23 protein-coding genes are annotated in these 26,977 nt (G+C 64.1%); 5 read left to right on the top strand and 18 right to left on the bottom strand.

The genetic code is table 11. The annotated features are described in order from the left end of the window. Positions 1-120: 120 nt before the first annotated feature. The gene (locus QN085_RS10465; RefSeq protein WP_082041846.1) at positions 121-1,899 is read left to right on the top strand and encodes a phosphoethanolamine transferase CptA; all 1,779 of its coding nucleotides are present in this window, start codon (positions 121-123) and stop codon (positions 1,897-1,899) included. Positions 1,900-1,923: 24 nt separating this feature from the next. On the opposite strand, the gene QN085_RS10460 is transcribed toward QN085_RS10465, so the two are convergent. The 4 genes from QN085_RS10460 to QN085_RS10445 are packed head-to-tail and all read right to left on the bottom strand — an operon-like array spanning position 1,924 to position 5,330. Then, positions 1,924-2,457: a PqiC family protein gene (locus QN085_RS10460; protein WP_013972090.1), complete on the bottom strand. Its 534-nt coding sequence runs from the start codon at positions 2,455-2,457 to the stop codon at positions 1,924-1,926. Positions 2,458-2,468: 11 nt separating this feature from the next. Beyond that, a complete protein-coding gene (locus QN085_RS10455; protein WP_023662624.1) occupies positions 2,469-4,109 on the bottom strand; it encodes a PqiB family protein in 1,641 nt (546 codons plus the stop codon). Beyond that, positions 4,093-4,737: a paraquat-inducible protein A gene (locus QN085_RS10450; protein ID WP_023662623.1), complete on the bottom strand. Its 645-nt coding sequence runs from the start codon at positions 4,735-4,737 to the stop codon at positions 4,093-4,095. The genes QN085_RS10455 and QN085_RS10450 overlap by 17 nt, the downstream gene beginning before the upstream one ends. Next, positions 4,734-5,330, bottom strand: coding sequence for a paraquat-inducible protein A (locus tag QN085_RS10445; RefSeq protein WP_013972087.1), 597 nt, complete (start codon positions 5,328-5,330; stop codon positions 4,734-4,736). The genes QN085_RS10450 and QN085_RS10445 overlap by 4 nt, the downstream gene beginning before the upstream one ends. 150 nt (positions 5,331-5,480) lie before the next feature. Here QN085_RS10445 and QN085_RS10440 point away from each other — a divergent pair, with 150 nt between their 5' ends. Then, positions 5,481-5,954, top strand: a complete 474-nt coding sequence (locus tag QN085_RS10440) for a YMGG-like glycine zipper-containing protein (protein ID WP_003259312.1) — start codon at positions 5,481-5,483, stop codon at positions 5,952-5,954. A 48-nt stretch (positions 5,955-6,002) separates the two neighbouring features. On the opposite strand, the gene QN085_RS10435 is transcribed toward QN085_RS10440, so the two are convergent. Together QN085_RS10435 and QN085_RS10430 are read right to left on the bottom strand one after the other, a co-directional pair. Next, on the bottom strand, positions 6,003-6,908 hold the full coding sequence (locus QN085_RS10435) for a LysR family transcriptional regulator (protein WP_013972086.1): 906 nt from the start codon (positions 6,906-6,908) through the stop codon (positions 6,003-6,005). Positions 6,909-7,056: 148 nt separating this feature from the next. After that, positions 7,057-7,242 (bottom strand): hypothetical protein, encoded by a 186-nt coding sequence (locus tag QN085_RS10430; protein WP_023663548.1) that lies wholly within the window; start codon positions 7,240-7,242, stop codon positions 7,057-7,059. Between the two features lie 201 nt (positions 7,243-7,443). Here QN085_RS10430 and QN085_RS10425 point away from each other — a divergent pair, with 201 nt between their 5' ends. After that, complete coding sequence (locus tag QN085_RS10425; RefSeq protein ID WP_023663547.1) at positions 7,444-7,830, top strand: VOC family protein; 387 nt, start codon at positions 7,444-7,446, stop codon at positions 7,828-7,830. A 7-nt stretch (positions 7,831-7,837) separates the two neighbouring features. Here QN085_RS10425 and QN085_RS10420 read toward each other — a convergent pair whose 3' ends face one another. From QN085_RS10420 to QN085_RS10390, 7 genes are read right to left on the bottom strand one after another with little or no spacing between them, the layout of a single operon-like run. Further along, on the bottom strand, positions 7,838-9,205 hold the full coding sequence (locus tag QN085_RS10420) for a sensor histidine kinase (protein WP_013972084.1): 1,368 nt from the start codon (positions 9,203-9,205) through the stop codon (positions 7,838-7,840). Next, on the bottom strand, positions 9,202-9,864 hold the full coding sequence (locus QN085_RS10415) for a response regulator (RefSeq protein ID WP_003259308.1): 663 nt from the start codon (positions 9,862-9,864) through the stop codon (positions 9,202-9,204). The genes QN085_RS10420 and QN085_RS10415 overlap by 4 nt, the downstream gene beginning before the upstream one ends. Before the next feature lie 2 nt (positions 9,865-9,866). Beyond that, positions 9,867-10,508 (bottom strand): tetratricopeptide repeat protein, encoded by a 642-nt coding sequence (locus QN085_RS10410; RefSeq protein ID WP_024086786.1) that lies wholly within the window; start codon positions 10,506-10,508, stop codon positions 9,867-9,869. Then, positions 10,505-11,311 (bottom strand): SDR family oxidoreductase, encoded by an 807-nt coding sequence (locus QN085_RS10405; RefSeq protein ID WP_023663322.1) that lies wholly within the window; start codon positions 11,309-11,311, stop codon positions 10,505-10,507. The genes QN085_RS10410 and QN085_RS10405 overlap by 4 nt, the downstream gene beginning before the upstream one ends. After that, the gene (locus QN085_RS10400; protein WP_023663323.1) at positions 11,298-11,978 is read right to left on the bottom strand and encodes an iron-containing redox enzyme family protein; all 681 of its coding nucleotides are present in this window, start codon (positions 11,976-11,978) and stop codon (positions 11,298-11,300) included. Before QN085_RS10400 ends, QN085_RS10405 begins: the two co-directional genes overlap by 14 nt. Before the next feature lie 15 nt (positions 11,979-11,993). Continuing rightward, positions 11,994-13,454, bottom strand: a complete 1,461-nt coding sequence (locus tag QN085_RS10395) for an AMP-binding protein (protein ID WP_041506087.1) — start codon at positions 13,452-13,454, stop codon at positions 11,994-11,996. Then, positions 13,444-14,121 (bottom strand): thermostable hemolysin, encoded by a 678-nt coding sequence (locus tag QN085_RS10390; protein WP_003259304.1) that lies wholly within the window; start codon positions 14,119-14,121, stop codon positions 13,444-13,446. The genes QN085_RS10395 and QN085_RS10390 overlap by 11 nt, the downstream gene beginning before the upstream one ends. A gap of 111 nt (positions 14,122-14,232) precedes the next feature. Here QN085_RS10390 and QN085_RS10385 point away from each other — a divergent pair, with 111 nt between their 5' ends. Next, positions 14,233-14,802 (top strand): hypothetical protein, encoded by a 570-nt coding sequence (locus QN085_RS10385; RefSeq protein WP_023662794.1) that lies wholly within the window; start codon positions 14,233-14,235, stop codon positions 14,800-14,802. A gap of 112 nt (positions 14,803-14,914) precedes the next feature. Here the strand turns inward: QN085_RS10385 and QN085_RS10380 are convergent, their stop codons facing one another. The 4 genes from QN085_RS10380 to QN085_RS10365 form a co-directional block, all read right to left on the bottom strand. Beyond that, positions 14,915-16,591 carry an MFS transporter gene (locus QN085_RS10380; RefSeq protein WP_013972077.1) on the bottom strand — a complete coding sequence of 559 codons (1,677 nt, stop codon included), beginning with the start codon at positions 16,589-16,591 and terminating at the stop codon, positions 14,915-14,917. A 216-nt stretch (positions 16,592-16,807) separates the two neighbouring features. Continuing rightward, positions 16,808-17,587 (bottom strand): alpha/beta fold hydrolase, encoded by a 780-nt coding sequence (locus tag QN085_RS10375; protein ID WP_013972076.1) that lies wholly within the window; start codon positions 17,585-17,587, stop codon positions 16,808-16,810. Continuing rightward, entirely contained in the window at positions 17,584-18,009 is a 426-nt protein-coding gene (locus tag QN085_RS10370) for a VOC family protein (RefSeq protein WP_013972075.1), read from the bottom strand. Before QN085_RS10370 ends, QN085_RS10375 begins: the two co-directional genes overlap by 4 nt. Before the next feature lie 356 nt (positions 18,010-18,365). Then, positions 18,366-19,292: an alpha/beta fold hydrolase gene (locus tag QN085_RS10365; RefSeq protein ID WP_023660877.1), complete on the bottom strand. Its 927-nt coding sequence runs from the start codon at positions 19,290-19,292 to the stop codon at positions 18,366-18,368. A 254-nt stretch (positions 19,293-19,546) separates the two neighbouring features. On the opposite strand from QN085_RS10365, the gene QN085_RS10360 reads away from it, so the two are divergent. Next, positions 19,547-24,415 (top strand): NEL-type E3 ubiquitin ligase domain-containing protein, encoded by a 4,869-nt coding sequence (locus tag QN085_RS10360; protein WP_329603973.1) that lies wholly within the window; start codon positions 19,547-19,549, stop codon positions 24,413-24,415. 7 nt (positions 24,416-24,422) lie between these two features. On the opposite strand, the gene QN085_RS10355 is transcribed toward QN085_RS10360, so the two are convergent. After that, positions 24,423-26,939 (bottom strand): UvrD-helicase domain-containing protein, encoded by a 2,517-nt coding sequence (locus tag QN085_RS10355; RefSeq protein ID WP_041506088.1) that lies wholly within the window; start codon positions 26,937-26,939, stop codon positions 24,423-24,425. Between the last annotated feature and the right edge of the window lie 38 nt (positions 26,940-26,977).

The following is a 26,977-nucleotide window of genomic DNA, read 5'->3' as shown; positions in this document are numbered from 1 at the left end:
TACATCATACCTTGCCTGGGCCAGCGTCTCGTTGACGTTATTTTCACGCTCGGCAGATTAGCGTCACGCCCTTTCCGGCCACGAGCACATCCGCTGGCCGCCAAGTACGACGAGGCATACGTGTCACACACTCCATCCCCCTCCTCGCCCAAGCGCGTGGATTGGGCCGGCCTGGGCTGGCTTTTGCTGTTCTTCTGGTACTTCTCGGGGGTGACCCAGGCGTTGCTGCTGTTCAGCGGTACCACCGGGTTCGCCGGTTTTCGCGATGCATTCTTCCTCAGCAGCCTGTGGCTGGCCCCGGTACTGCTGCTGCCGCGCTTCACTCGCGCCACGGCGGCGGTCATCGGCCTGGTGTTGTGGGCTGCTTCGCTGGTGGGCCTGAGCTACTTCGGCATCTATCGCCAGGAGTTCTCGCAAAGCGTCATTTTCGTGATGTTCGAGTCCAACACCGCCGAGGCCGGTGAGTACTTCAGCCAGTACTTCAGCGCCTGGCTGGGCCTGGCATTGCTGTTGTACACGCTGGGGGCGGTGCTGCTGTGGAAGCGCGTGCGCCCGGTCAGCCTGCCACTGCGCAGCCGCCTGCCGGTGGTCGCCCTGTTGCTGCTGGCCAACCTGGTGTACCCGTTCTACAAGCAGATGGTCACCCAGGAGCGCAGCTTCGTCGACGCGGCGGAGAAAGTGCAGCAACGCATGGAGCCCGCCGTGCCCTGGCAACTGCTGGTCGGCTACCGCCAGTACCGCCAGCAACTGGACAACATGCAAGAGCTGCTGGCCAAGAACGCCGCGCTACCGCCCCTGCAGAACCTGCGAGACAGCAGCGGTGCAGCGCCACGCACGCTGGTGCTGGTGCTGGGCGAATCCACCACTCGCGAACACATGCACCTGTATGGCTACAACCGCGACACCACGCCCAACCTCGATGCGCTGGCCGCCAGCGACAAGGGCCTGACGGTGTTCCGCAACGTGGTGTCGCCACGCCCGTATACCATCGAAGTGATGCAGCAGATCCTCACTTTCGGCGACGAGCAGAACCCGGACCGTTTCCTCACCGACCCGTCGCTGATCAACCTGATGAAACAGGCCGGCTACAAGACCTTCTGGATCACCAACCAGCAGACCATGACCAAGCGCAACACCATGCTGACCACCTTCTCGCAGCAGACGGACGCGCCGGTCTACCTGAACAACCAGCGCAACCAGAATGCCAGCCAATACGACGACGTGGTGCTGTCGCCGTTCGAGAAGGCACTGCAGGACCCGGCGCCAAACAAGTTCATCATCGTGCACCTGCTGGGTACGCACATGGACTATCGCTACCGCTACCCGAACGACTACGCGCACTTCAACGACCGCCAGGGGGTGCCCGGCAAGCTGACCGACGACCAGGTGCAAACCTACAACTTCTACGACAACGCGGTGCGCTACAACGACTACGTGGTGTCTAGCCTGATCAAGCGTTACTCGGCCAGTTCCCGCAATGGTTTCCTGCTGTACCTGTCCGACCATGGCGAAGATGTGTACAGCTCTGGCAACCACGACCGCCTGGGGCGCAACGAAGGCGCGCCGACCCGGCCGATGTACACCATCCCGTTCTTGCTGTGGACTTCGCCAAGCTGGCAGGCCGAGCACCCGCGCGACTTGCAGGCGATGGCCGATCGCCCCTACAGCAGCTCGCACCTGATCCATACCCTGTCCGACCTGGCTGGGCTGAGCTACGACCGTTACGAGCCGGCCAAGAGCCTGGTGAGCCCGCAGTTTGTGGTGGCGCCGCGCTGGATCGGCGACCCGTACCGCAAGGATGGCCTGCGCGACTTCGACCAGTTGCCAATGGACAAAACCGAGCGGGGACAGGAAACGGTCAGCAGTGGCAAGAAACAGAATGCTGGACGCCTGAACTGATCACCCTGCAGGAGCGCGAGACGCTCAGGATGCAGAACAGCTGCCCTGACGGGCACTCACCCGCACCGCCTCGGCCAGTTTGCGCAGGTTGGCCTGGTGGGCATTGACCAGGCTGGCGATGCTGTTGTCTGCGGGCGTCTGTAGCGAGGTACGGCAGGTCAGTTCGGCCTCCCCCGAGCGCGTCAGGCGCCATACCGCCTCCAGCGAGGCGTAGCGCCCCGGCACGGTATCGAAGCGCTGCACGTCCACGCGCAACAACACCTTGCCGCCACCCACCGGCCCGCCCAACTGGTCCTGCAAGGCGCTGCGAAACTCATCCACCAGGTTGGCACCCCACCACTCCGTCTCGAGGATGGCCAGGCCGCTCTGCCCTTGTCGCACCACCAACTGCGGGCGGTCCACCTGCGGCGGCACGACCACCCTCGCCACCTGGATGCGCTGGCCACCGTCGCGTACAGGCTCGCTCGGTACCAGCGTGTGATAGTTGTTCGGTGTACTGCTGCAGCCCAACAGCACTGCCAGCAGGCCGGCGCCACATACATTGCGCAGTCGAAGCATCGGCTGTCTCCTCAGGGTTCCAGCTCGGCGGCAGTGGCCGCTTTCGGCCGGCCGCGTATCAGTGATTCGGGGTGCCGCCCCAGGTAATCGGCAAGGTCTCGCAGCGAACGCGACATGCGCTCCAGTTCGTCCAGGGTTTCCCCCATCCGCTCGCGCTGCGGCGAGTCCTCGGAAATGGCCGAATTGGCCGTGCGCAGAGTCTTGTGCACTTCGTCCAGTGCCACCTTCACCTCCGGCAGCGTCTGGCCATTGAACTGCTTGAGGCTGGCACGCAGCTCTCGCAGGCTGCCGTCCAGGTTGCTGGCGATGCTCTCCAGCGGCAGTTTGCTGATGCGCTCCACCACCCGCTGCAGCTGTTCCTGGAGCTGCTCCAGGCTGCCGGGCAATGTGGGGATGATGATAGGGTCTGCGGTCTTGTCGAAGGCCACCTTGGGGGCATCCGGGTAGAAGTCCAGGGAGATGAACATCTGCCCGGTGATCAGGTTGCCGCTGCGCGCCTGGGCCCGCAGGCCGTGCTCGACGAAGGTGCCGATCAACCGTCGCGCGCCGTCCATGTCACCTTCGGAATGCTTGAAAACAGACAGCATCTTGCGGTGTACCGGCCCCAGCCGCTGCGGGTAGATCACCGCTTCGACCACCACCGGGAAGGTCTGGCGGGTGGCATCATAGTCGAGCTGCACCGATGTGACTCGGCCAAACTCGACCCCCTTGAACTCCACTGGGGCGCCTACCGACAAGCCGCGCATGGCCTGGTCGAAGCGCAACTGCAGGTACTGGGCCTGGCCACTGGGCGGTGCCAGGGCGGTATCGCGGTCGGCAAACAGCTGGAAGTGCGCCTGGTCGGCAGCAGCCTCGGCCTGCGGGGCGAAGTCGGGCGAGCCAAAGGCCAACCCGCCCACCAGGATCGATGACAGTGATTCGGTATCGATCTTCAGGCCGTTGGCACCGATCTGCATGTCGACGCCACTGGCGTTCCAGAAGCGGGTGTCGGCGGTGACGAAGCTGTCGTAAGGGGCCTGCACGAACACGCCGATCTCCACGCCCTTGCCATCGCCCTGCAGGGCAAAGGACACCACCTCGCCCACCGGGATCTTGCGGTAGTAGATCGACGAGCCAATATCCAGCGAGCCCAGGTCACTGGCGGTCAGGACAAAGCGCTTGCCCTTTTCGTCGTAGGTGATCGGCGGTGGCAGCTCCAGGCCGACAAAGGACTTTTCCGGCACTTTCGATTCGCCGGAATCCGCCCCGATGAAACTGCCCGACAGCAGCGTGTCCACGCCGGACACGCCGCCCACGCCAATGCGTGGCCGCACCACCCAGAAGCGCGCCCCCTGGGTGGCGAAGGCACGGGCGTCGTTGGACAGCTGGACCTTGGCGACCACGCTCTTCTTGTCGTCGGCCAGGTCCACCGTGGTGACTTCGCCGATCACCACGCTGCGGTACTTGACCTGGGTCTTGTGCGCCACCAGCCCTTCCCCGGTGTGGAAGGAAATGGCGATGACCGGGCCTTGCTGCATCCAGTTGCGCACCACCAGCGAAGCGCCGATCAGGATCGCCAGTATCGGCACGATCCATACCAGCGACACGCTCCAGCGCCGGGTGCGCACTTCAACCTGCCCCGCGCCATCGCGCTTGTCAGTCTGTTGCACCATCAATGCGGCCTCCCTCGTTGGTACGGCTATCCCAGATCAGGCGTGGATCGAAGCTCATCGCAGAAAACATGGTCAGTACCACCACCATGCCGAAAAACAGGATGCCCACCCGCGGCTCGATGGTGCCCAGCCCGCGCAGTTGCACCAGCGCCGCCACCAGCGCCACCACCATCACATCGAGCATCGACCAGTAGCCGATAAGCTCGACGAAACGGTACAGCTGCGAGCGCTGCCGGCAGGCCCAGGTAGAACCGCGCTGGGCGGTGAACAGCAACAGGCCGAGCGAGAAGAACTTGATGGCCGGCACACCCACGCTGGCAATGAAGATGATCAGCGCGATGTCCCAGGCCCCTGCCTCCCAGAACTCCAGCACGCCGCCGCCGATGGTGCTTTCGCTGCCACTGCCGAGCATTTCGGTGTGCATCACTGGCAACAGGTTGGCGGGAATGTAGAAAACCAGCGCCGCCAGCAGAAACGCCCAGCCACGGCTGATGGCATTGGCCTTGCGCCGGTGGATGACGGCACCACAGCGCTCGCAGGTGTGCTTGTCGCTGCCCAGTTCGCAGGCCTGACCGCAGCCATGGCACAGGCACAGGCCCAGGTCGTCGGCGTTGGCCGGGGTATTCATACCTGCTCCCAAAGGCCGCGGATGTCCTTGCCGGCGATATGGATGATCAGCATGCTCAGCGCTGCCAGCGCCAGCAGGCCGATGCCAGGTATCACGTCGAGAAACCCCGCCAGCTTGATCACCGCCACCATCGCCCCCAGCAGGCATACCTCCAGCATGCTCCAAGGCCGCAGGCCCTCCAGGCTGCGCATGCACAGGGCAAAACCGGGTGCGCGCTGGCCGGCCAGGGCGAAACCCAACACCCAGCACAAGAGGGTAATCTGCAGCACCGGCGCAAAGATGATCGACAGGGCCATGACCAGGGCGATGAAGGTGATGCTGCCGTGGCTGAGGATCTGTACCGAGTCCCATAATGTCGCGGAATGGGTGAGCCCTTGCATGCCGATGGTCATCACCGGGTAGGCGTTGGCGAACACCAGCAGGATGCCACCCGTCACACTCAGGGCCAGGCGTTGCTGCACCGTCAGCGAGGTATGCCGGTACAGTACGCCGCCACAGCGCTGGCAAACGGCGCGCTGGTGCTTGAGCAGCGGCGCACGGTGGTACACCGTGTCACAGTACTCACAGATGATCAGTTGCTGGCTCTGGCTCATGGGGTTTCCACAGGTAGCCCGGATTCACGCCGTGATACGCAGGCGAACCACGTTTGATATCCGGTTTAGACCATCCCGGCAAAACTGCCATCATCGGCAGCAAAGAGAACTATCCTGTGAAACGGGATCCCCACCCGCTGGAGGTTTGCCATGCGTACGTTCACGTGGAGTTGCCTGCTGGTGCTGCTGTGCGCGGCATCGGCAGCCCAGGCGCAGTCGGTGGTGCCGCTCAAGGGCCAGAGCAGCCAGCAGATGCAACTGGATATCAATGATTGCAATACTGTCGCGACCAATGCCGCGAACAGTGCCGCGACCTCCAGCGACCCCCATGTCGGTGGCCGGGTACGCGGTGCCGCCGCCGGCGCGGTTGCCGGTGCGGCAGGCGCGCAGGTGCGCGGCAACCAGCACGACGAGCTGTATGACCGGGTCGGTGACGATGCCAAGGAGCAATACCGACAGAACCGCGCCGGCGAAGTGGCCGCCGCCGGTGCTGCGGTTGGTGGCATGCGCCAGCGTCAGGACCGCCGCCAGGACCGACGCGGCCAGGACGAAGCAAAAGCCCAGGCTCATGCCAGTGCCTACGCCGGCTGCCTGCAAGGTCGCGGCTATCAGGTCAACCCCTGATCAGCAGGCACGCCATGCCTCGGCAGGAGGATGCATGGCGTGCCCGTTTCAGAACTTGGCCAGTTCTTCCCGGCAAAACTCGACGAACAACTGCGCCGGCTTGGTCAGTTGCACCCGCTTCAACCACGCCGCCGCCAGCCCTGACAGCGCCACTGGCTCGGCGATATCCAGCATGGCCAGGCGTTGCCCGTCGTAGGTGTACTCCGAATGCGGCCGCGTCACCAGCAGCGAAAAGCCAAAGCCCTGCCCGACCATGCCGCGTACCATTTCGATCGACGGCGAACTGAAGACGATATTGGGCGTCAGGCCCATTTCGTTGAACAGGCTGACGAAGTAGGTACGGCTGGGGGCAACGTCCAGCAGGATCATCGGCTCCGGGCACAGATCGCGCAGCGACACCTGGGCCTGCCCGGCGAAGCGGTGGTTCTCGGGGAGCAGCACATAGGGCTTCTGCGGCGGCATCAGCGGCTCGGCCTCGATGGTGCCGTCCAGGTCATGGTCGTAGAGGAACGCCAGGTCGAAGGTACCGGCAGTCAGACCCTGGATCAGGTCCTGCTGCTCGCCGTCGCGCAGGCGGATATCCACCCCCGGGTAACGCTGGCGAAAGCCGGCGATCAGGCGCGGCAGGTACAGCGGTGCCACGGTTTCGAAGCAGCCGATGTCGATTTGCCCGGCCACGGTGTCGTTGTCGGCCAGGGCGTTCTGCTCGAATTCGTGGGCCATCTGCAGCAGCGACTTGGTCTTGGCATAGAAGCGCTTGCCGCTGGGCGTCAGAGACACACCCTGGGCGTGGTGGCGGATGAACAGCTGCACGCCGAAGCTTTCTTCCAGGCTCTTGATGGCCGTGGAGATGGACGGCTGGGCGATGTACAGCTGGCGTGAAGCCTCGGCCACGCTGCCGGCCTCGACGGTGGTGACGAAGTACTTGAGTTGTCGCAATGTGTAGGCCGCCACGGGCACCTCTCTGACGCCGGTCTGGGCGCGCTGGGATCATGCCTGTCACTTTACCCTCGGCAGCGGCCGGGTGGGGGCCGGGTGATGAAGGATTTACCTATGGCTTGAGCAGGTTTTTACGAGGGGCGCGATGCGCCCCCCCTTTGCTTCACTCGAAATCGATATTGGCGATTACACAGTCATCACCAATCAGCTTGTACCCTGGCCTGCAGGGCATGCCGACTACTGGCCCTATACCGCGCTTGCGCCGGGACAACGTTGCCTGCGGTTCTGCATTTTCCAGCTGTTCGTGGTCGAGCGTGTCGTCTGGCTTGTTAACGGGTTCTTCTTGCATGGGGTTTACTCCTTGGTTTGGGTGGTATCGCCCGATCAACGCTACAACCCCCCATTGCCACCAACCCATCTGGAACTTTGACCGTGAAGAGAAATGCTGTCGGATCGCGTTGCAGGGTTAGCAGTGAACCCGGTGCCCTGGCCAAATGCCGCTGATTGTCTTTACTGGTACTCAACGACTCCAGGCATACGGTGTGCGTTCATGAAGATCATAGTCACCAGCATCCTCGTCGACGACCAGGCCAAGGCCCTGGCTTTCTACCACTACGTACTCGGTTTCGAGCCCAAGCACGACATCCCCATGGGCCGACACCGCTGGCTGACCCTCACCTCCCCCAACGACCCCAACGGCGTCGAGCTGCTGCTCGAGCCCGACGCGCACCCGGCCGCCAAGGTCTACAAGACCGCGCTCAAGCAGGACGGCATCCCCGCCACCTCGTTCGGCGTGCGGGACATCCAGGCCGAATATACCCGGCTGTGCGCAGCGGGCGTGCAGTTCACCCAACCGCCTACTGCCATGGGGCCGGTCACCGTAGCGGTGTTCGATGACACTTGCGGCAACCTGATCCAGATCGCCCAGAAACACTAGCAAGCGTTCAGGGCTCCACGGGCAGGCGCAAGGTCGCGCGCAATCCGTGTGGCGTCTGGTTGCGCAACTGCACGCTGCCACCCAGGCGGGTCATGATGGTGCTGACGATCGACAACCCCAGCCCGGCGCCGTTGGTCGAGCCCTTGCTGTAGAAACGCTCGAACACCCGCTGCTGGTCAACCACCGCTATGCCCGGCCCTTCGTCGTCGACGCTGACCAGCAGGGCCTGGCCTTCGCGCTGCAGGGTCACGGTGATGCGACCGCCTGCAGGCGAATGGTCCACGGCATTGGCCACCAGGTTCTGCAAGGCAATACCCAGCGCGCCAGCGTCGGTGTGCAAATGGTAGTCGCCGTCGGCGATGTCCAGCGAAGGCTCCAGCCCGCGCTCCAGTATCCAGGGGGTAAGCTCTGCCAGGGTCTCGGCCACCACGCCCTCCAGGTCCACCCGCGGCCAGTCACGCCGGCCTGGTCGCGGCTCCAGGCGGGCCAGGGTCAACAGCTGGTTGACCACCCGGGCAAGGCGGTCGACACCGCCCATCAGGAACTGCAGGGCCTTGTCCCGCTCGGCAGCGCTGTCTGCATTCAGGGCGTTCTGCGCATGCAGGCGCAGGATGGCCAAGGGCGTGCGCATCTCGTGGGCAGCGTCGGCGATGAAACGGTGTTCGCGGCGCAGCAGGTCGTCGATCTGCCCGAGCAGGCGGTTGATCGCCGCCTGCATCGGCTCCAGCTCCTTAGGCAACGGCACCAGCTGCAACGGCTCAAGCGACTCGGCGTGGCGGGCGCGGATCACCCTGGCCATGTTCTGCAGCGGCCGCAGCCCCCAGCCTATGGCCGCCCACACCAGCAAGGCCAGGGCCAGGCTGCCGAACAGGAATGGCAACAGCGTGTGCTGCACGATGCGTTCGATCAGGTCGTCACGCACGTCGTTGCGCTCGCCCACCCAGATCACCCAGTGTTTTTCCGGCACCGGCAAGACAAAACTGCGCCAACGGCGCCCATCCACCACCACGTCGGCAAAACCCGGCACCCGCGGCGCCTGCCCCAGCTGCGGGGCGCTGGGCGTGTGTACCAGCAGCCCGCCGTCGTCGGCCCATACCTGGAAGGCCAGCTTGCTTTCGTAGCGGTGCCCCACCTTGTGGTGCCCGGCCTTGCTCAAGGCCTCGTCGAAGGCGCGGTACAACTCGTCACGGCTCTGCTCTTGCACCGGCAGGCTCATGATGCCCTGCAGCAGCCGGGCGTTCTGCGCCAGGTGGGCATCGTACACTTCGTTAATTTCGTGGCGGCTGTCGTGATAGTTATACAGCGCCAGCAACCCGCTGCCGACCAGCAACAGCAGCATCACCCGCCACAAGGTGCGTTGGCGCAACGAGCTCATGACTTGCGTTCCACCAGGTAGCCAATCCCGCGCACGGTGCGGATCAGGCCGTTGAACAGCTTCTTGCGCAGGTGGTAGATGTTCACTTCCAGGGTGTTGCTCTCCGGCTCTTCATCCCAGCCATACAGCAACTGGGTCAGGCGTTCGCGGGTGAACACCTTGCCCGGCTGAGCCAGCAGTTCGTGCAGCAGCAGGTATTCCTTGGGCGTGAGTACCACCGGCTGGCCCAGGTAGTGCACCTGCTGGCTGACCGGATCCAGGCATACCCCGGCATGCTCTATCAGCACCCGGGCGCGGCCACTACTGCGCCGCAGCAAGGCCCGCAAGCGGGCCTTGAGTTCGTTGAGGTCGAAGGGTTTGACCAGGTAGTCGTCGGCGCCGGCATCCAGCCCGGCAATGCGGTCATCGGTGGCGTCGCGGGCGGTCAGCACCAGCACCGGCAGGGTCTTCCCGGCCGCACGCAGGCGCCGCAGCAACTCGATGCCATCCAGGCGCGGCAAGCCCAGGTCGAGGATGGCCAGGTCGAACTCTTCGTGGCACAGGGCATGCAAGGCACTGGCGCCATCCTGCAACCAGTCGAGGGTATAGCCCTCGCGGCGCAGGCCGTCACAAATCCCCTCCCCCAACGCGGCGTCGTCTTCTACCAACAGCAAGCGCATGCTTAATCCTGTTTGTCCTTGATCGCTTTGAGTAAAGCATCTATTTCACCACGCCGGCCCTGGTCGGCCAACTCTCTCCCGGGCCGGGGCGGTGCCTGCAACGCCTTTTGCAGGGCGGCGCGGGCTTCGTCGTAGCGGTTTTGCCGGTACAGGTGGTCGGCCCAGAAATAGTTGCTGTCGATACCGTCCGGGTTGATCGCCAGCGCCTGGCGCAGCATGGCCTCGGCCTTGGCCTGGTCGCCGAAGCTCAATGGCCAGCCGGGCACTTGGTCGTACAGCGCGCCCAGGCTGGTGTAGGCCGAGCCTTGCAGCGCCTTGGGGTCCATGGCCAGGGCCTTTTCCAGGCTGGCGCGGGCGGCCTTGACCTTGCCCAACGCGCCCAACCCACCGGTGGCGCCGGCCCAGCTGCTGTTGACGATGCCGTCCCAGATCAGCGGCTCGGCCGAGCCCGGATGCTGGTGCACCAACGCCGCCGACTGTGCCGCTAGGGCCTCGAATGCCCCGGCACGCTGGGCTTCGGGCAGGTTATAGCGAACCACCGCCCAGCGCTGCTGGATGGCGTTGAGTTGCTGGGTACCGTTCTGGTCGAGGGCCCAGGTGAACGGGGCGATGGCCAGCAGGCTGGCCAGTATCAGACGTTTCATTTGCTCGACTCCTTGCTGTGCCAGTTGCTGTAGCGACGGATCAGCGGCAATTGCTTGCGCAGGGCGCGGTCGACCACGCCTGGCAGCATGCCGTTAAGGCGCACGAAGAGTTTCTCCGGCCAACCCAGGTACAGTTCGCTGCGCTCGGCCTGTACCGCGTCGAGCACTGCCCGGGCGACATCGTGCGGGTCATCGACGCCTACCTTCAACGCCTGATTAAGGGCCTGCGCGGCGCTACTGTTCATCGTCGTGCGGGTAGTGCGCGGTGCGGCATACAGCACGTTCACCGAGGTGTCGGCAAGCTCGCGGCGCAATGCCTCGGAGAACCCGCGCAAGGCAAACTTGCTGGCGCAGTAGGTGGCGTAGCCTGGGTAGCCGATGGAGCCGTAGATCGACCCCACGTTCACCACCAGCGCACTGGGCTGGGCGCGCAGCAGCGGAAGGCACAGGCGGGTGAGCTGCACGGCGGCCTTGATGTTGAGGTCGAACAACTCGTCGAGGGCGGCCTCGTCCATCTGTTCGAGCAAGGCGAAGCGGTTGACCCCGGCGGCGTTGATCAACAGGTTGCAACTACCCATCGCCCGCGCTGCCTCCAGCACGTCACGGCGGCCTTCGGCGCAGCGCAGGTCGGCCTGTTGCCAGCGCAATTGCCCGGGGTAGCGCGCCATCAGTTCGGTCAGCTTGCCCTGCTGCCGGCTGACCGCCAGTACGCGAGCACCGGCACTGCATAGCTGGGCCGCCAACTCCAGGCCGATGCCACCGCTGGCACCGGTGAGCACCGCCACGCAATCAGGCAAGCGCATGCTTTACCTCCTGCTGCGCGGTACGCGGCAGCCCTTCGAACATGGCGGTATACAGGCGATACACCACTTTGGCAGCGTGGATTACCGCCTGCTGGTCTTCGGGCTGGTCCAGACGGTTCATCAGGCCACGGTAGGTGGCCATGTGGTCCTGGTCCAGGGCGCCGTGGGAACTCAGGTAGCTGAAAGCCTTGTCCGGCAGGCCTAGGCTGCTCTGCAGGGTACCGGCAGCCTGGGTGGCCAGGGCAATGCTGGTGCCTTCGAGCACGTTGACCATGCCGAACAGCCCGACCGGGTTGCCACGGGCAATCTGGTCGTAGAGAAATGCCACCATCAGCTCGATGGGCAGTGCCGGCCGGCCGCCGGCCACTTGGTGCGGGTCGCCACCGCAGGCGGCGATGTCATCGAGAATCCAGCGCTCATGGCCGTACTCCTCGTCGATGTACTCGCACACTGCGCCGCGCAGCCACTCAAGCCGCGCCGGCAAACGGGCCCCGCAGGCCATCATCAATGGCACGGTGTGCCGCACGTGGTGGTAGGCCTGGGTGAGAAAGGCCACATAGGCCTCGAGGCTGGCCTTGCCGGCCAGCGCGTCGCGGATGACCGGGACACTGAACAATGCCGTACGCTCGTCGGCGGTTTCCTGCTGCAGCATGTCGAAGAAAAGCATGGCAAACCTCGTAGATCATTGAAGGTCGGATAACAGAGACTGGTAACACCGCAGGATCTGTTCGCGGCGTGGCCGGCCGTTGGCGGTCAGGGTTTGCCCGGCGGCGCTCAAAGGTTCGGGCAGACGCCGCCAGGCATGCACCCGGGCATAATCCGGCAGGCCGGCATTGGCCTGGCGAATGGCCTGTTCCAGGGTGTGGTCGTCAGCCTGCGGGTCCAGCGGCCAGATCAACGCCAGGTTGTGTGCCAGGCCTTCGCCGTGGACGAACGCCTGGGCGATCACCCCGCCCTGGGTCAGTTCGGCCTCGACCCATTCGGGGTTGACGTTGCGCCCGAAGCTGGTGCTGTACTGGTGCTTCTTGCGCCCGGCCAGGTACAGGAAGCCGTCGCTGTCGAAGTGGCCCAGGTCACCGGTCGACAACCACGGCTCGCTGCAGGGTGGTTCGCCCAGGTAGCCGAGCAACGCCGAACCGGCCACCTGCACTTCGCCATCTTCGGCAATGCGCACCTGCACATGCGGCAGCGGCCGCCCGACACTGCCCGCACGATGCGCCCCGGGGCGGTTGAGGCATACCACCGAAGCGCATTCGGACAAGCCATAGCCCTCGAACACCGGTAGCCCGATGGCCTGGGCCCGGGCCAGCAGGCTCGGCGCCACCCGCGCGCCGCCCACCGCCACGAAGCGCAACGGGCCGACCCGCATCAGGCCGCGCTCGATGGCAGTGACCAGCCCAAGCAGCAGTTGCGGCACCAGGATCAGGCTTTCGGCACCACTCAAGGCGATGGCGCCCAGCAATTGCTTGAAGTCGACCTGGCTGGCACCGCGAAAACCCAGTTGCGCCTGCGGATACAGGGCAATGCTCGCCCCGGCCAGCAGGGCCGCGTACAGGCCCAGGTTTTCCAGCAGCACCGCCAGAGGCAATACCGCCAGGTACTTGCCGGGCGCCGTGGGCCGGCTGGCAGCCTCCAGCTCACGCGCTACCCGCAGCATGGCCTCGGCGCTCAGGCATACGCCCTTGGGTGCACCGGTACTGCCGGAGGTGTAGGTGACTTTCGCGGTGCCCGGCGGCAAGGGTGCGGCCGCTGGCGGCTGCCGGCTCCAGAAGCGCTCACCGGCAGTGAAGCCGCTGGCGTGCAAGTCGTCAGCGAAAGCCTCTTCGGCCAGCGCCAGCACCGCCGCGCTCTGTGCCAGGCAGTGGCGGCGCTGGGCGCTGCTGAAGAACGCCGGCAGAATAACGATGGGGCGCCCCGCGAACAGCGCCGCCAGGTCCCAGAACAGCGCCTCGGGACCGTTCTCCAGGGCCAGGGCGAAAGTGCCCGGTGGCTGCGCGCTCAGCCAGGCCTGGCGTTGCTCGACCTCGTCCAGCAATTGTTGGTAGGTGAACGGCCCGCCAAGGCCCAGCAACGCCGGTTGCGCCCCTCGGTGGCGGGCATGCAGTTGCAACACTTCCCTGAACAGCTGGCATTCACGCGGCATGGCCGGCCTCCTGCACGCTCGCGGGCAAGCCCAGCCGCTCGAAAACGCCGCCGCGGGCCAGGGCTGCATGGCCGTAGCCGATGTTGCCAACGAACACTTGCGGGTGCTGAGCGTAGTAACTGCCCCAACTGTCGGCATCGCCGTTCAGCCGGCCAGGGTCGGCCACAGCCAGCGCCGTCGGCACCAGGCCCAGGCGATGAAAGCTGTTGACCAGGGTCGCGGCACCGGTGAAGGCCACCCACTGCAAACCGCGGGCGGCCAGCAACCAGGTCACGGCAATGATCATGATCCGCGCGCTGCCGGCGCTGAGCGCGGCCAGGTTGCCCACTTCGACCAACTGTGCACGGCTCACCGAGCTGCCAGACAGCCGGGTCACGGCCGCTTCCAGCGGCTCATCCAGGTAACGCTCGAGGAAGGTCGGCCCACTGCTGGCCAGGCGTATGCCGGCGGCGGCCATCAGGCGCCCGTGGCTGTCATGCAGGCCGAGCAGTTCGGGCAGGTAGTGCTGCACGTCGGCGTGGTGCGCGCAGGCAAAGCGGGCGTGAATGAACTGTTCCAGCTCGTCGCGCCCGGGCTCCCCCGGGCGTTTCAGCGTCATGCGGGCAAGCCGCTCGCCGTGGCTGCCGATAGCCAGTGGAAACAGGCTGGCGCTGTCTGCCTGAGTCATGGCGGTCCCCCTTTCAAGTCAGGTGTTGGGGGCAGTATCAGGGGGCAATCTGAAGCCAATCTGAAGTGCTACATTTGCCATTGCCCTCACGCGCACCAACAAGGAAAACAGATGCGCCACGAATTCAGCGAAGTGCTCAACGACCTGGTCGACTACTTTCTGCTCGGCGATATCCAGTTGCTCGAGCGCTTCAAGCAACAACATGAATTGCCCGACGACCTTGCCCATGCCTTCACCCACGGCGACAGCGGCGACCAGGCCGTGCGCGAAGGGATCGTGCTGCCATTGGCCGGGGTCGATAACCTGCCCTACCGCATCCTGTTCACCCTGGACAACCACACCCCTGCCCTGCGCGAACCCGGCAGCCGCCTGAAGCACCGCCGCAATGGCTATGTGCTGCAGGTCGAGCACGGTGCGCTGATGCTGTACACCTGGCGCATCCTGCAGCACTTCACGCCCAAGACACTGGGTGACCTGATGGCGCGTTACCAGGTGCCGGGGCGGCCGATCATCGAGCTGGACAATGGCTGGTATGACGTGGAGGTGCTGGCGGGTGCACTGGTGCGGGACGGGCTGTACGAGCCAGCGTTCGAGTTCGTGTTGAAGAAGCGCTGGAGCCGCGGCGAGGCTGCTGGGGTGGATACCGGGTATGCCTTTGGGTTGCGTGGCTATTTCGACTGATGGGCTGACTGTACCGGCCTCTTCGCGGGCTTGCCCGCTCCCACAGGGCACAGTGATATCCCTGTGGGAGCGGGCAAGCCCGCGAAAAGGCCGGTACAGTCAGCCTCAACCTTCAAGTGTGGTTGATATCGCGGTCCTTGGTCTCCGGCAGGAAGAAGATCCCCAGCACCGCCGTCATCACTGCAATCACGATCGGGTACCACAAGCCGTAATAGATATCCCCGGTCGCCGCCACCATGGCAAACGCCACGGTCGGCAGGAAGCCGCCGAACCAGCCGTTGCCGATGTGGTAAGGCAGCGACATCGAGGTGTAACGGATGCGTGCCGGGAATAGCTCCACCAGCCAGGCCGCGATCGGCCCGTAGACCATGGTCACGTAGATCACCAGAATGGTCAGCAGCAACAGCACCATCGGGTAGTGGATCTTCGCCGGGTCGGCCTTTTCCGGGTAGCCGGCTTCCTTCAACGCCCCGGTCAAGGTCGCGGTAAAGGCATCGCTCTGTGCCTTGAAGTCCGCTGCCGCCAGGCTGCGTCCATCAAAGCTTGGCAGCACCCGTTCACCAATGCGGATCTGCGCCACGCTGCCAGGTTCTGCCGCTTCGTTGGTATAGGGGATGGCCCGCTTGGCCAGCAGGCTCTTGGCGATATCGCACGAACTGGTGAATTTGGCCTTGCCCACCGGGTCGAACTGGAACGCGCACTGGGCAGGGTCTGCCATCACCACCACCGGGTTCTGCTCCTGGGCGACGAACACGTCCGGGTTGCCGTACTGGGTCAGTGCCTTGAAGATCGGGAAGTAGGTCAGCGCGGCGATGATGCAACCGGCCATGATGATTTTCTTGCGGCCGATGCGGTCGGACAGGCTGCCGAAGAAGATGAAGAACGGTGTGCCGATCAAAAGCGAACCGGCAATCAGCAGGTTGGCGGTCTGCGGCTCGATCTTGAGCATCTGCAACAGGAAGAACAGCGCATAGAACTGCCCGGTGTACCACACCACGGCCTGGCCGGCGGTGCCACCGAGCAGCGCCATGACCACCACCTTGAGGTTGTCCCAGCGGGCGAACGACTCAGTCAGTGGCGCCTTGGACGCCTTGCCCTCGGCCTTCATCTTCATGAACACCGGCGACTCGTTGAGTTGCATGCGGATGTACACCGAAATCGCCAGCAGCAGTATCGACAGCAGGAATGGCACTCGCCAGCCCCAGGCCTCGAACACCTCGTTACCCATGGCCGTGCGGCAAGCCATGATCACCAGCAGCGAGAGGAACAGCCCCAGGGTGGCCGTGGTCTGGATCCAGGCAGTGAAAAAGCCGCGCCGGCCCTTGGGTGCATGTTCGGCCACGTAGGTGGCCGCACCGCCGTACTCGCCACCCAGTGCCAGGCCCTGCAGCAGGCGCAGGCTGATGAGGATGATTGGCGCTGCCACGCCGATCGTGGCATAGCTGGGCAACAGGCCCACCACAGCGGTGGACAAGCCCATGATGACGATGGTGATGAGGAAGGTGTACTTGCGCCCGATCATGTCGCCCAGGCGACCGAACACGATGGCGCCGAATGGCCGCACGGCAAAGCCGGCGGCAAAGGCCAGCAAGGCGAAGATGAACGAGGTGGTTTCATTGACCCCGGCAAAGAAGTGCTTGGCGATGATCGCCGCCAGGGAGCCGTACAGGTAGAAGTCGTACCATTCGAATACCGTGCCCAGGGATGAGGCGAAGATGACCTTGCGCTCCTCCCGGGTGATACCGCGTTGGGGCGCGCTGCCCGTGGATGTGCTGTCGAGAACCGCCATGGGGTGCCTCCGTCTTGTCGTCATGCAGGCCGGGAGCACCTCAAATCTTTTTCACCATCGCACCCAGGCCCTGGGGGGCTTGCTTTGGATATGCGAAGCACGACGAGGCAGGCCGCCTCGGATCGCAGCAAGGTAACTGAAGCATAATAGGCTTTGCCGGGATATCCACTTGAGCCTTGCGCGATCCGTGCAGGACCGCGTCAGCCTGGGGAAAGGTCAGCGCAAGAACTGCAGGACTTCCTCCAGTACCCGCTCGGCCTGCTCCCGATGCGGCACATGGCCACAACCTTGCAGCAGGCGCATCAACCCCGGGCCGCCAGCCAGCGCCACCAACCGCTCGGGGTGTGCCGGCGAGCCGAACTCGTCGTTGTCGCCATGCAGGCTCAACAGCGGGCAGCGTACCTGCGGCAGCAGCGCATCCAGGCTCCAATCGGCAAAGTGCTCGGACAACCAGTTGTCCACCCAGGCACGCAATACCCACTCGGCCTTGCCGCCGTGGTAGCGCTCCAGCCGTTGCAACTGCCCGGGTTCGGCAAACTGCTGGTCGGCCACGCGAATGCCCTCAAGGGTACGGGCCTCGACAAACGCCTGCGCCGATTCGGTAATCAGCCCCACACACTGGCTGGCGAAGGCCGCCGCACAGGCCACGGCCATGCCGCCGCCAACGCTGTGGCCGAAGACAATGAAATCGCCAATGCCAAAATGCTCGCGCAGCGCCGTGAACCCCTGCTGCGCCTCATCTTCGACAAAGCCCAGGCGCAAGCTGCCGGGGTGGGCGTCGGAGCGGCCAAAGCCCAGGCGATCGTAGGCGATTACCCGGTGCCCGGTGGTTTGCGCAAGCTGCGCCGGGAACTCGCGCCACAAGGCCACGCAACCCAGCGAATCGTGCAGCAGGACGATCGGCGCACCCTGCGCCTGCAGCGGCGCCCATTCCTGGGCGAAGAGCTTGCCTTGGGCGGTGTCGATCCAGTGCTCGCGGGTGTGCAGGTTGCTCATGGAGCCTCCGTTGCCGGTACCGGCCCTTTCAGCTCGACCTGGTTGCCATCGGGGTCGTAGCAGTACAGCGACAGCCCCTCGCCTTCGGCGCCATAGCGTTTTTCCGCAGGTTCGACTTCAACCCCCGCAGCTTGCAGGTAGGCCGTAAGTGCAGCCTCGTCGAACGGCTCGATGCGCAGGCAGAAATGGTGGAGGTTGCGCCCCTCGGTCCCCGGCGCCGCTCCACCAGGCTTACCCAGGGGACCGTCCAGGGTCACCAGGTCGATCATCGCCGTGCCTGTGGCCAGGTGGACCATTCCCAGGTCTTCGCGCACGCGGCTGACCGTGCAGCCGAGCAGTTGGGTGTAGAAAGCGACGCTGCGCTCCAGGTCGCTGACCCGCAGAACGAGGTGGTCGATGTGCTTGATGACGAATGGTCGCATGCCAAGGCTCCTTGTGGCCGCTGGATTCCTGTGGGAGCGGGCGTGCCCGCGAATCAGGCGTTGCGGTGAATGGCACGGGCTTCGCCCGCTCTCATGGAACTGCACATAACTCATTGAATTAGCAGGGCCCCTGTGGGAGCGGCTTTAGCCGCGAACACCGGCGCAGCCGGTGCCATGCACCGCGTTGGATTCTTCGCGGCTAAAGCCGCTCCCACAGGGTACGAGGATCGCTTGCGAATTCAGTTATCTGCGCGACAGCGCAGCCCAAAGAGCTGGACAACCTCCCACAAGGGATCACGCAAGCCCGATGAGATTCATCACCATAGCCCACGTGCGCATGGCATGACCATATGCAGTTACTCGTTTACCAACCGTTGCAGAACGCCCCCTTCATGGCGGGTGAGGATGCGCAGCAGTTGATCGACCAGCGCCCGGTCCGGCGCATCCAGGTGGAAGTGGTGCCCGCCCGGATGCCAGGAGATCTTCGCCTGGCTGGGCAAAGCCGCCTGGCGCCGGGTAAAGGCCTCACCGGTGAATGCCCCCTGGCGGCCGAACAGCAGGTACAACGGGCAACGGATCTGGCTGAGCAGGTCGCAGGCTTCGCGCTCGGTCAGCGGCATGGGTTCGGGCAGCACCAGGCGTGGGTCGTGGCGCCAGCAATAGCCCTCGCCCAGCTGCAGCAGGTCGCGCAGCGCCAGCAGCCGTGCCGCCTCTTCCGACAACTCGGTGTCCAGGCGCTCGCGGCGTTGTGCCAGGGCCGTGTCCAGGTCCTCGAAACGGCCGACGTCCGGCTCGGCAAAACCCTGCAACTGGCTGCGCTGCACCATGCGCTTGAGCCGGTAGGCCCGGGCCAGGTGCTGCACGCGGTCGTCCTCGGCCACCGTGAACGGTGCGCCCATGCCGTCGAGGAAGGTCATGCTGGCAATACCGCTGGTCATGGCCGCCAGCAGCGACGCCACCCCGGTGCCCATGCCATGGGCCAGCACATGGAATTGCACCATGCCCAGGCTGTCGGCCACCGCCAGCATGTCCTCGGCATGTTCCCACAGGTAGTAGCCACTGTCGTGGCGGCGATGGTCCGAGCGGCCGTGGCCCACCAGGTCGGGGGCAACCACGAAGCAGCCGTCGAGCATCGGTGCCAGGCGCTCGAACGAGGCGGCGTTGTCCAGCCAGCCATGCAGGGCCAGCACCGGGATGCCGTCCTCCGCCCCCCAGGTCCGTACCGCAATTTCAATACCGTCGAGGTCCAGCAGGTGATCCTTGGGACTGCACAGCGAATGCATCTTAGTTCTCCCTGATAGAGCGCCGGCCCATGGCCAGGCATCACATGACACCGACCCATACCCCACACGCCGGCGTCATCCACACGACATGCCTACCCCATGCCTTGCGCCACCATCTCCCAACAGCCCTGCCCGCGCTGCTCCCCTACCGACGCTCTCGTGCACAGAACCGACCTGCGCATTCAACTAAATACCACCGCATGCCAAGGCGAAACCTGTCGACTGGCGCCTCCATTGACCACGGAGTATTCAGCATGACCAGCACACCCGTGCCTTTCCATCAGGCCCAGATTGTCCGTAACCTGCCTACCTGGTGCCGAACGATGCACCCCGACCATACCCGCCGCGTCGTGCAGAGCGTGCGCAAGGACTACCTCGACGAAAACGGCTCGCCTTACGCCTGGTACGCTGCAGCCAGCGATGAAGACCAGGCGCGTTTACGACAGCTGATCAGCGCCCGCAATGCCGGGTTCAAAGCGCTGCAAGCCTTGCTCGATGACTTCAGGCAGATCAGCGAATTCTGCAAGCCTTTGCTCGAGGGCCGGTTGGGCCCGGATGTCGAAGTGGACAAAGCCCAGTACCTGCACCAGCCGTTCAAGGTGTACACCACGCTGGAAAATGTCCCAGGCCTCGATTTTTCACTCGGCGGTGACGATACGTACATCAAGCGCCCCGAAGGGCCGCCACAGAAGCGCTCGCTGCTGGAGGCCGCACTGCACAATTTCGAAGGACCCGACGAAGTGGGCCCGTTCGACACCCTGACCCTTGGCACGGACAACGTCGCCTCACTTCCCGGGCTCGAGCCCGAAGCGTTCGTGAACCTTTGCCGAAGCCTGAACCTGGGCCAGCAGTATCAAGACCACCTGCAGGGCATTTATGAAGGCCCCAGAAAGGCCGCGATCGAACAGCAGTGGATCGATGCAAGCCAGCAGGCACTGAAAACCGAGGCAATGATCGCCTACCTCAAGGGCCTGTTGACGCTCAAAGGCCACAATGCTCTGGCACAGCTATGCGACAACGAAAGCACGCCGCGTTACGGCGAACACAAGCTTCGCTGCTGGCGCTTCAGCCTGTTCGGCATCCCGCTTCATGGCGTACTGCTGATAGGCCCCGATGAAGCCGACCAGACCAACCCCTGCATGCTCTACATTCCCCACGATTCCGAACACCCGGTAAGGGAGTTCGCTTCCTTGCAAAAAGCCGGCTCACTCATGCGTCAACGCCTGGTGCAAACCACGTTTCGCCAGCACTTGATCAGCTTCGCTGACCAGGACAACCAGGTCGAGCTCAGCCGCAAGCTCGAAAATGCCTTGTTCGAGCACGACGCCTCCACACGCAAACCCAAGAACAAGCCTGAGCTGCACTTCAAACGAACGCGCCTGGCCTTTCCTATCTGGCAGGTGCTTTACAGAGACCACAAGCGCCGCGTCAAGGCAACTGCCAGAGCAATTGCAGTACCGACCGCCGATGCCGACGCCAAGGCACGCAAGGAACGGCTGCAGCACTGGCTGGACGCAGGCATGAACGTACTGAACGTGGCCGCCTTCTTCGTGCCTGGGCTGGATGCCGCGATGCTTGGAGTATTCGCCTACGACCTCATGGATTCGGTGTTCACCGGGTTCGAAGACTGGGAAGAAGGCGATACCCAGCAAGCGCTGCAACAACTCGAGTCGCTGGCCATCAATGCCGCCGTTGTTGCCGGCTTCGCCGCCGGCAGCAGCGCGCTCAAGGCATCGGGGTTCGTCGATGCGCTGGAAAGTGTCTTGAAAGGTGGCCGCGAACGGCTTTGGCACCCAGACATGGGCCCTTACAGCACCTCGGACTCCTTGCCAGTCGGAGTGCCGACAAATTCCGAAGGGCTCTACATCTTCGATGGCAAAAGCCACGTCTGGCTGCAAGGCAAACTGTATGAGGTGTTCGAAACCGGCGGGCAGTGGCATGTGCGTCACCCGAACGCCCCCGATGCCTACGCACCGGCCTTGCGCTACCTCGGCGACCAGCGTTGGCAATTGGCGCATGACAACCCGCTCGAATGGGACGATGCGCAGTTGCTCGAAGGGCTGGGCCAATTCAGCCAGGGGCTGGATGCATCGGAGCAACTTGCCGCCTTGCGTATAACCGAGGTCGATGCAGACACCTTGCGTCACAGCCAGGTCAACGGTTCGCGGCCCCCGGCTCTGCTGGCCGATACCTTGCTGCGCCTGCGACTGGCTGACGACGTGGAGGGCATCATCACCCGGGTACGTCATGGCCAGCCTTTGGCTGCACATATGAACTTCGCGCTGCCGGAACTGGTACAGCTGCCTGGCTGGCCCGAGAACTACAGGCTGAAGGTCTTCACCGGTGCCGAAAAATGGGGGGAGGCAGACTATTTCGGTGCGCAGCCAAAAGCAGACACAGTACAAATCGAGATCGGCCGCGAAGAGCTTGACGATGGCGAACTGAGCAAGATTGTCCTGGCGGGGATGGATGAAGATGTCATACAGCAGCTGCTACCCGATACGCCAGTAGAGCAGCGCCCGGGCGCCCTGAACGAGCTGCTGGCCAACCACCTGACAGCACGTCGTCACGAAATCTTCGCGAGCATGCTGGAAAGCCATCGCGCACCGCTTGGCGACGAAGCACAGACCTTGGGCCGCCAGTTCCCCGGCTTGCCTGACAATGCCCTGGAAGAGCTCGTCGCACATGCCGACAGCACCGAACGCGAACGCCTGAAGAACGGGCGCGTGCCCTTGCGCGTGGCTGAAGAAGCCCGCTACCTGCAGGCCCGCGCCCGCCTCGATCGTGCCTTGACCGGCCTGTACCGAGCAGACCTGGCCAATGCCGACAGCCAGCTGCTGCGCGATGCATTGGTAGCCGAACAGCCGCAGGCGAGTGAAGCCGAGCTGTTCGCCAGCGCCGTCGCCGACCGATCGGGCTGCGCCGTGCTGCTTGGCCAGCAATCAATCAAGCCAGGCTTTCGCTCGCCCATGCGCCTGGCACATGGGCGAATCGGTTACCCGCTCAGTGGTCGAGGAGCAGCAATCAGCACATCCGCCGCGACAAGTCGGCTCAATCGACTTTTCCCTTCTCTGAATAGCAAACAAATCACCGCCCTGAGCGACGAATTGAGCCGGACCCGTGACCTGGGCTCGGCAATTCGGCAACTGGAGACGGAGTGGCAAACGCTGGATAGCAATCTGGAAAGTTGGTACAAGAGCGCCCCTGACATCTTCAGGCGCCAGGATCGAGAAAAATGCGCCGAAAGCCTCAAAGAGGCCTGGCGGCGGGAGGGTTCAGCCAAACTGGGCACGCTCGTTCTGGAGAAGATACAAATATCCGAGCTGCCAGCGATCACAGCGAGCCTGCCCTACATCCGTGAACTCAAGCTGAACGATCTGCAACTGCAACGACTGGACAGGGCGTTCCTGTCATGCTTCCCCAACCTGCAAGTGCTGAGAGTGACCAACATCGCGACAATCAACCCGCAAGCGTTGTTCGAAGCGCTCGAAGCGGTGCCCAAGCTGCAAACACTGGACCTGACCAACAATACCGTTGTTACCCTCTCACCCACCGCACAACGAGTGCTGGCAGCGATGCCAGGCTTGCGCGAACTGAACCTGACCGGCAACAACCTTACATTGGATCAAGCGACATTGGCTTTCCTCTGCGATCAGCCGCTTAATATCCTGAAGCTGAGTCGAAATCGCATCACGCTTGATGAAAACCTCGCCACACGCTTCCAGGACATGATCCATCCGCAGCAACTGGACCTGAGCTTCAACTCGCTGCAACACGCGCCTGATGTGCGCTACATGGCGCGGCTGCAGCACCTGGATCTGGACAGAACTCAGCTGCATGCCTTTCCCCCTGGCCTGAGCACCCTGATGAACCAGCGACAGTACCAGTTACGTTACCTGAACCTCTCGTCCAACCACATTCCCAATGTTCCGGACCTGGTAAACATCCTGCGCAGTCCGTATGTGCGGGACGTCGCAGCGCGCGTGCGCGATCGCCGTTGGCTTTTCAACTACAACAATCTGGAAGCCGAGCCGGCCAGGCAACTGCGCGCAAGAGGCGTCAACATCTTCGAGCACCCGCCCGAAAGGCAGGAGTGGCAACGGCTCTGGCGCGATTCCGCAACCGATCATCAGGTACAGGTGTGGTCCGACCTGTTCGATCAGAACGACAATGGCGACCTGCAAGCGGTGTTGGAGCGTCTGACCGACTCGGTGGAAGCGCGAAGGGATCTGCGAAGCCTGCGTGCCCGAGTGTGGGAACTGTTGGAGCAGGCCCACGGGGACGCGGTGTTGCGCGAGCGTTTGAACGAGGTGGCGAAAATCTTCCCGCCCACTTGCGGTGACGCCGGCGCCGATGCGTTCAGCGCCCTGGAAGTGGAGTTGCTGATCCACCAGGTATCTGGGGAAGCACAGGACACGGCAAAGCCGATACTCGACCTTTATCGCAAGCTGTACCGTCGCGAGAAAGTCAACGAACTGGCCGATCGCATCAGCCTGCAACGCGGTTTGCGCAAGCGGGCGCTGCAGGAACATGCTGGTCAGTTACCGGACCGTGACGTACTGGATGTCGCGGCGGCGTTCCCCGATGCGGACCTGACCACAGGCCTGGTCGACGATATTGAAGTCCGCCTGGCATTGCGCCAGTCGTTGAGCGAAGACCTCGATTTTCCAGAACCCAGCAGCGGCATGCTCTATAGGGACCTCGCCAAGATCAACCAGCAGATCATCGACAACGTGCGCGATGCCGTGGTCGAACTCGATGCCGACACCACTGCCCGACAACTGTGGATAAGCGAACGGCCGGTCTGGGTTGATTACCTCAAGCGCAAATATGCCAGCCAGTTCGAGGCCATTACCGACTTCTGGCGCCCTGGCCTCGATTACCTCTTTTATTGCCTGGATGAAAGCCAGGAGGCGATCACGCACCTGGACAAATCGATAATACGGGCATTGGCCCCGGAAATGCCTGGCCTTGCGCTGGACGAAAACGGCACGCTGCGCCGGGTTCCGCTCAGTGGGAAAGCGTATTTCAAGGCTATGGAAGCCTTGACCAAGGCACAGGAGGAGGTGGAAGCCGGGCTATTGCTGAGCCTTACCCGGCAAGAAGACATCCTCGATGCCTGAAAGCTGATCAATGACCACGCAGGTCTTCGAAGAAGGCCTGCCGCCCATCCACCTGGCTCGACGCACGCGGCGCTGCCGCCGCCTCTGCGTTAGCCGCCTCCACATGCCAATAGCAGTGCCTGACCGCGCGGGTTACCGCCACGTAGGCCAGGCGCTGCACCTCTTCCTTCTGCGCGGTATCGAACGGCTGGGCATCACCGGCCTTGCCCAGCCCGGCCTGGCGATACACCTGGTTCTTGTAGGGTGAACTGGTCAGGTACTGGCAGTCGCCCAGCATGAACACTGCATCGGCTTGCAAGCCCTTGGCACTGTGGTAGGTCAACTGGCGCAGCCGGCGCTGCTCGGCCGGCAACGCCGCCTCGGCGTGCAGCACGCCTTGCAGGTGCTCGTTCATCAGCGCCCTGTCGCTGCCCTTGCGGTACAGCATCATCACCGTCTCGCCACGCTGGTAGTGCTCGATCAGTGTTTCACCCAGGGCTGCCTCGTCACGGTCGAACACTTTTACCGGCGAGCCTGGCAACTCGGCCGCCGGGCCACTGGCCCGGGCTTTCTTGCCGGCTATCGCCGGGGTGCCCTTGACCAGGTGCTCGGCCGCGTCGATCACCTGCTGCTGGCAACGGTAGTTGTCGACCAGCATCACCCGAGTGTTGGCCGACGACGGGAAGGCCTTGGTGAATTCCATGAAGTACTTGGGCGAACTGCCACGCCAGCCGTAGATCGACTGCCAGTCGTCGCCCACGCACAGCAGCGACGAATGCTGGGCATGGCGCCCGGTGTGCATCGCCGGGCCGCGACGACGGATCTCGGCGAGGCTGGCGCGAAGCCAGCTGACGATCTGCGGTGACACGTCCTGGAACTCGTCGATCATCAGGTGCGCCAGCGGCCGCAGCAACGGGTCGGGCAGCAGTTGCAGGTTTTCCGGGTTGTTCTCGCCGAACAAGGCGAACATGCGGTTGTAGCTCATCACCGGCGGCGACTGGTCCAGCAGGTGCGCCTCCAGGGCCTTCCAGTACAGGGCCAGGGCCTCGAAGAACAGCGCATCGCTGTCGCCGGACGGGAAGCTCATCGCCGCGACGGCAGTGTTCACCTCCAGGCCGAGGTTCTCGATGAAGTTCGCCGCGCCGACAAAGGCATCGAGCAGCGGCGCCGGGGCCAGTTCGCCCTTGACCTTGTATTCGAAGCCGGGGCCGGCCACGGCATCACCGGCCAGCGACGCTGCCAGGCGCCGGGCCATGGCGTAGTTGTCGAGCCAGATCAGCGGCTGGTCGCAGAAGGCCTGCAACAGGGTGCGCTTGACCGCCCACTCGGCACGCACTGCCAGCTTGGCACCGGGGCGCTGGTACTGCGCGCTTTCCGCCGGGTCGAAGCCCAGCACGAGCAGAGGCCCCTGGCCGGCCAGACGGCCATGCACATGGAAGCGGCTGCCACGAATCTCGATGGTCTCGCGGCAGGGTTCGATGCCCTTGATCGGCCAGGCGCCGGCGGCGAACCACAGGTCTTCGATCACGTCGCACAGCTCTTCGTCGCGCTGGGCAGCCAGCTGGGTTACCTGGGCGCGCTTCTGCACATCGGGGTTGTTCGGGTCCAGCGGCTTCAGCTGCAGGGCTTCGCTGCGCAACAGGCCGACCAGCTCGGCAAAACGCGGGCTCTCGCCCAGCAGCGTGCTGTAGCACTGGTTCAGTTGCTGGCGCTGGGCATCGTTCAGGCGCAGGTCGAACGGGTTGCTCTCGGCCTCGGCCTCACGCCCGGCCGGCATCTCGTTGCCCAGCGTTTCGAACGCGCGCACCTGGCCAAAACCCGGCAGGCTGCGCACCAGCGGCAGGATGCGCGAATGGAACGTGCGCACCAGCTCGCGGGCCTGCGGCGGTTGCAGGTTGATCTGCCACAGGGCGAAAACCTGCAGCAGGCGCTTGATGAAGTCCTTGCGCGACTCGCGGGTGAAGGTGACCACGGTCATCGCATCCAGCTCGTAGCCCAGGTAGTGGCGCAACAGCAGGATGCGCAGCACCAGCGAGGTGGACTTGCCCGCCCCGGCCCCTGCCACCACGCAGGTGGACGGTGTGTCACTGAAAATCAGCTTCCATTGCGCGGCACTGGGTTGCGCCTCGGCGGGCAGACGCTGGGCGACATCGGCCTTGAAGCGCTTTTTCAGCTCGGCAGTCAGCGGCAGGCGCCAGTCATCGAACAGGTTGTCATCCCGGCCCGGTACGGCGGCGGTGTCTGGCCGGGTGTCGCGGATCACCAGCACCTGGCGCCCGGCCTCGTAACCTTCCACCCGCCCGCGTTCGAACCCTTCACGCACGCCATCGGCATGGCCACTGCGCTGGCCGCTGGCGTGGCCGAGGAACCAGGAGTCGCGGTGCTGGGCCTGCAGGCGGGTCAGGCCACGCCCCAGCAGGCGGGCCGCCAGGCGGCGAAACCAAGGCAGTTGTGCAGGAGGGGTAAGGTCGGCGGGGGCCTGGGGTTGCTCGTGGGCCACGGTCACTCCGTTGAAAAACAAAATCAGCGGGCATGTTCGCCGCATCGACAAAAAATCGCCAGCGAATGCTTGCAGATCAGTGG

It is taken from the genome of Pseudomonas sp. M2(2023) (assembly GCF_030263955.1).
GTDB classification, from domain to species: domain Bacteria; phylum Pseudomonadota; class Gammaproteobacteria; order Pseudomonadales; family Pseudomonadaceae; genus Aquipseudomonas; species Aquipseudomonas asiatica.
Note: the sequence above shows the minus strand (reverse complement) of the source record. Positions and strands in the feature narration are given on the sequence as shown.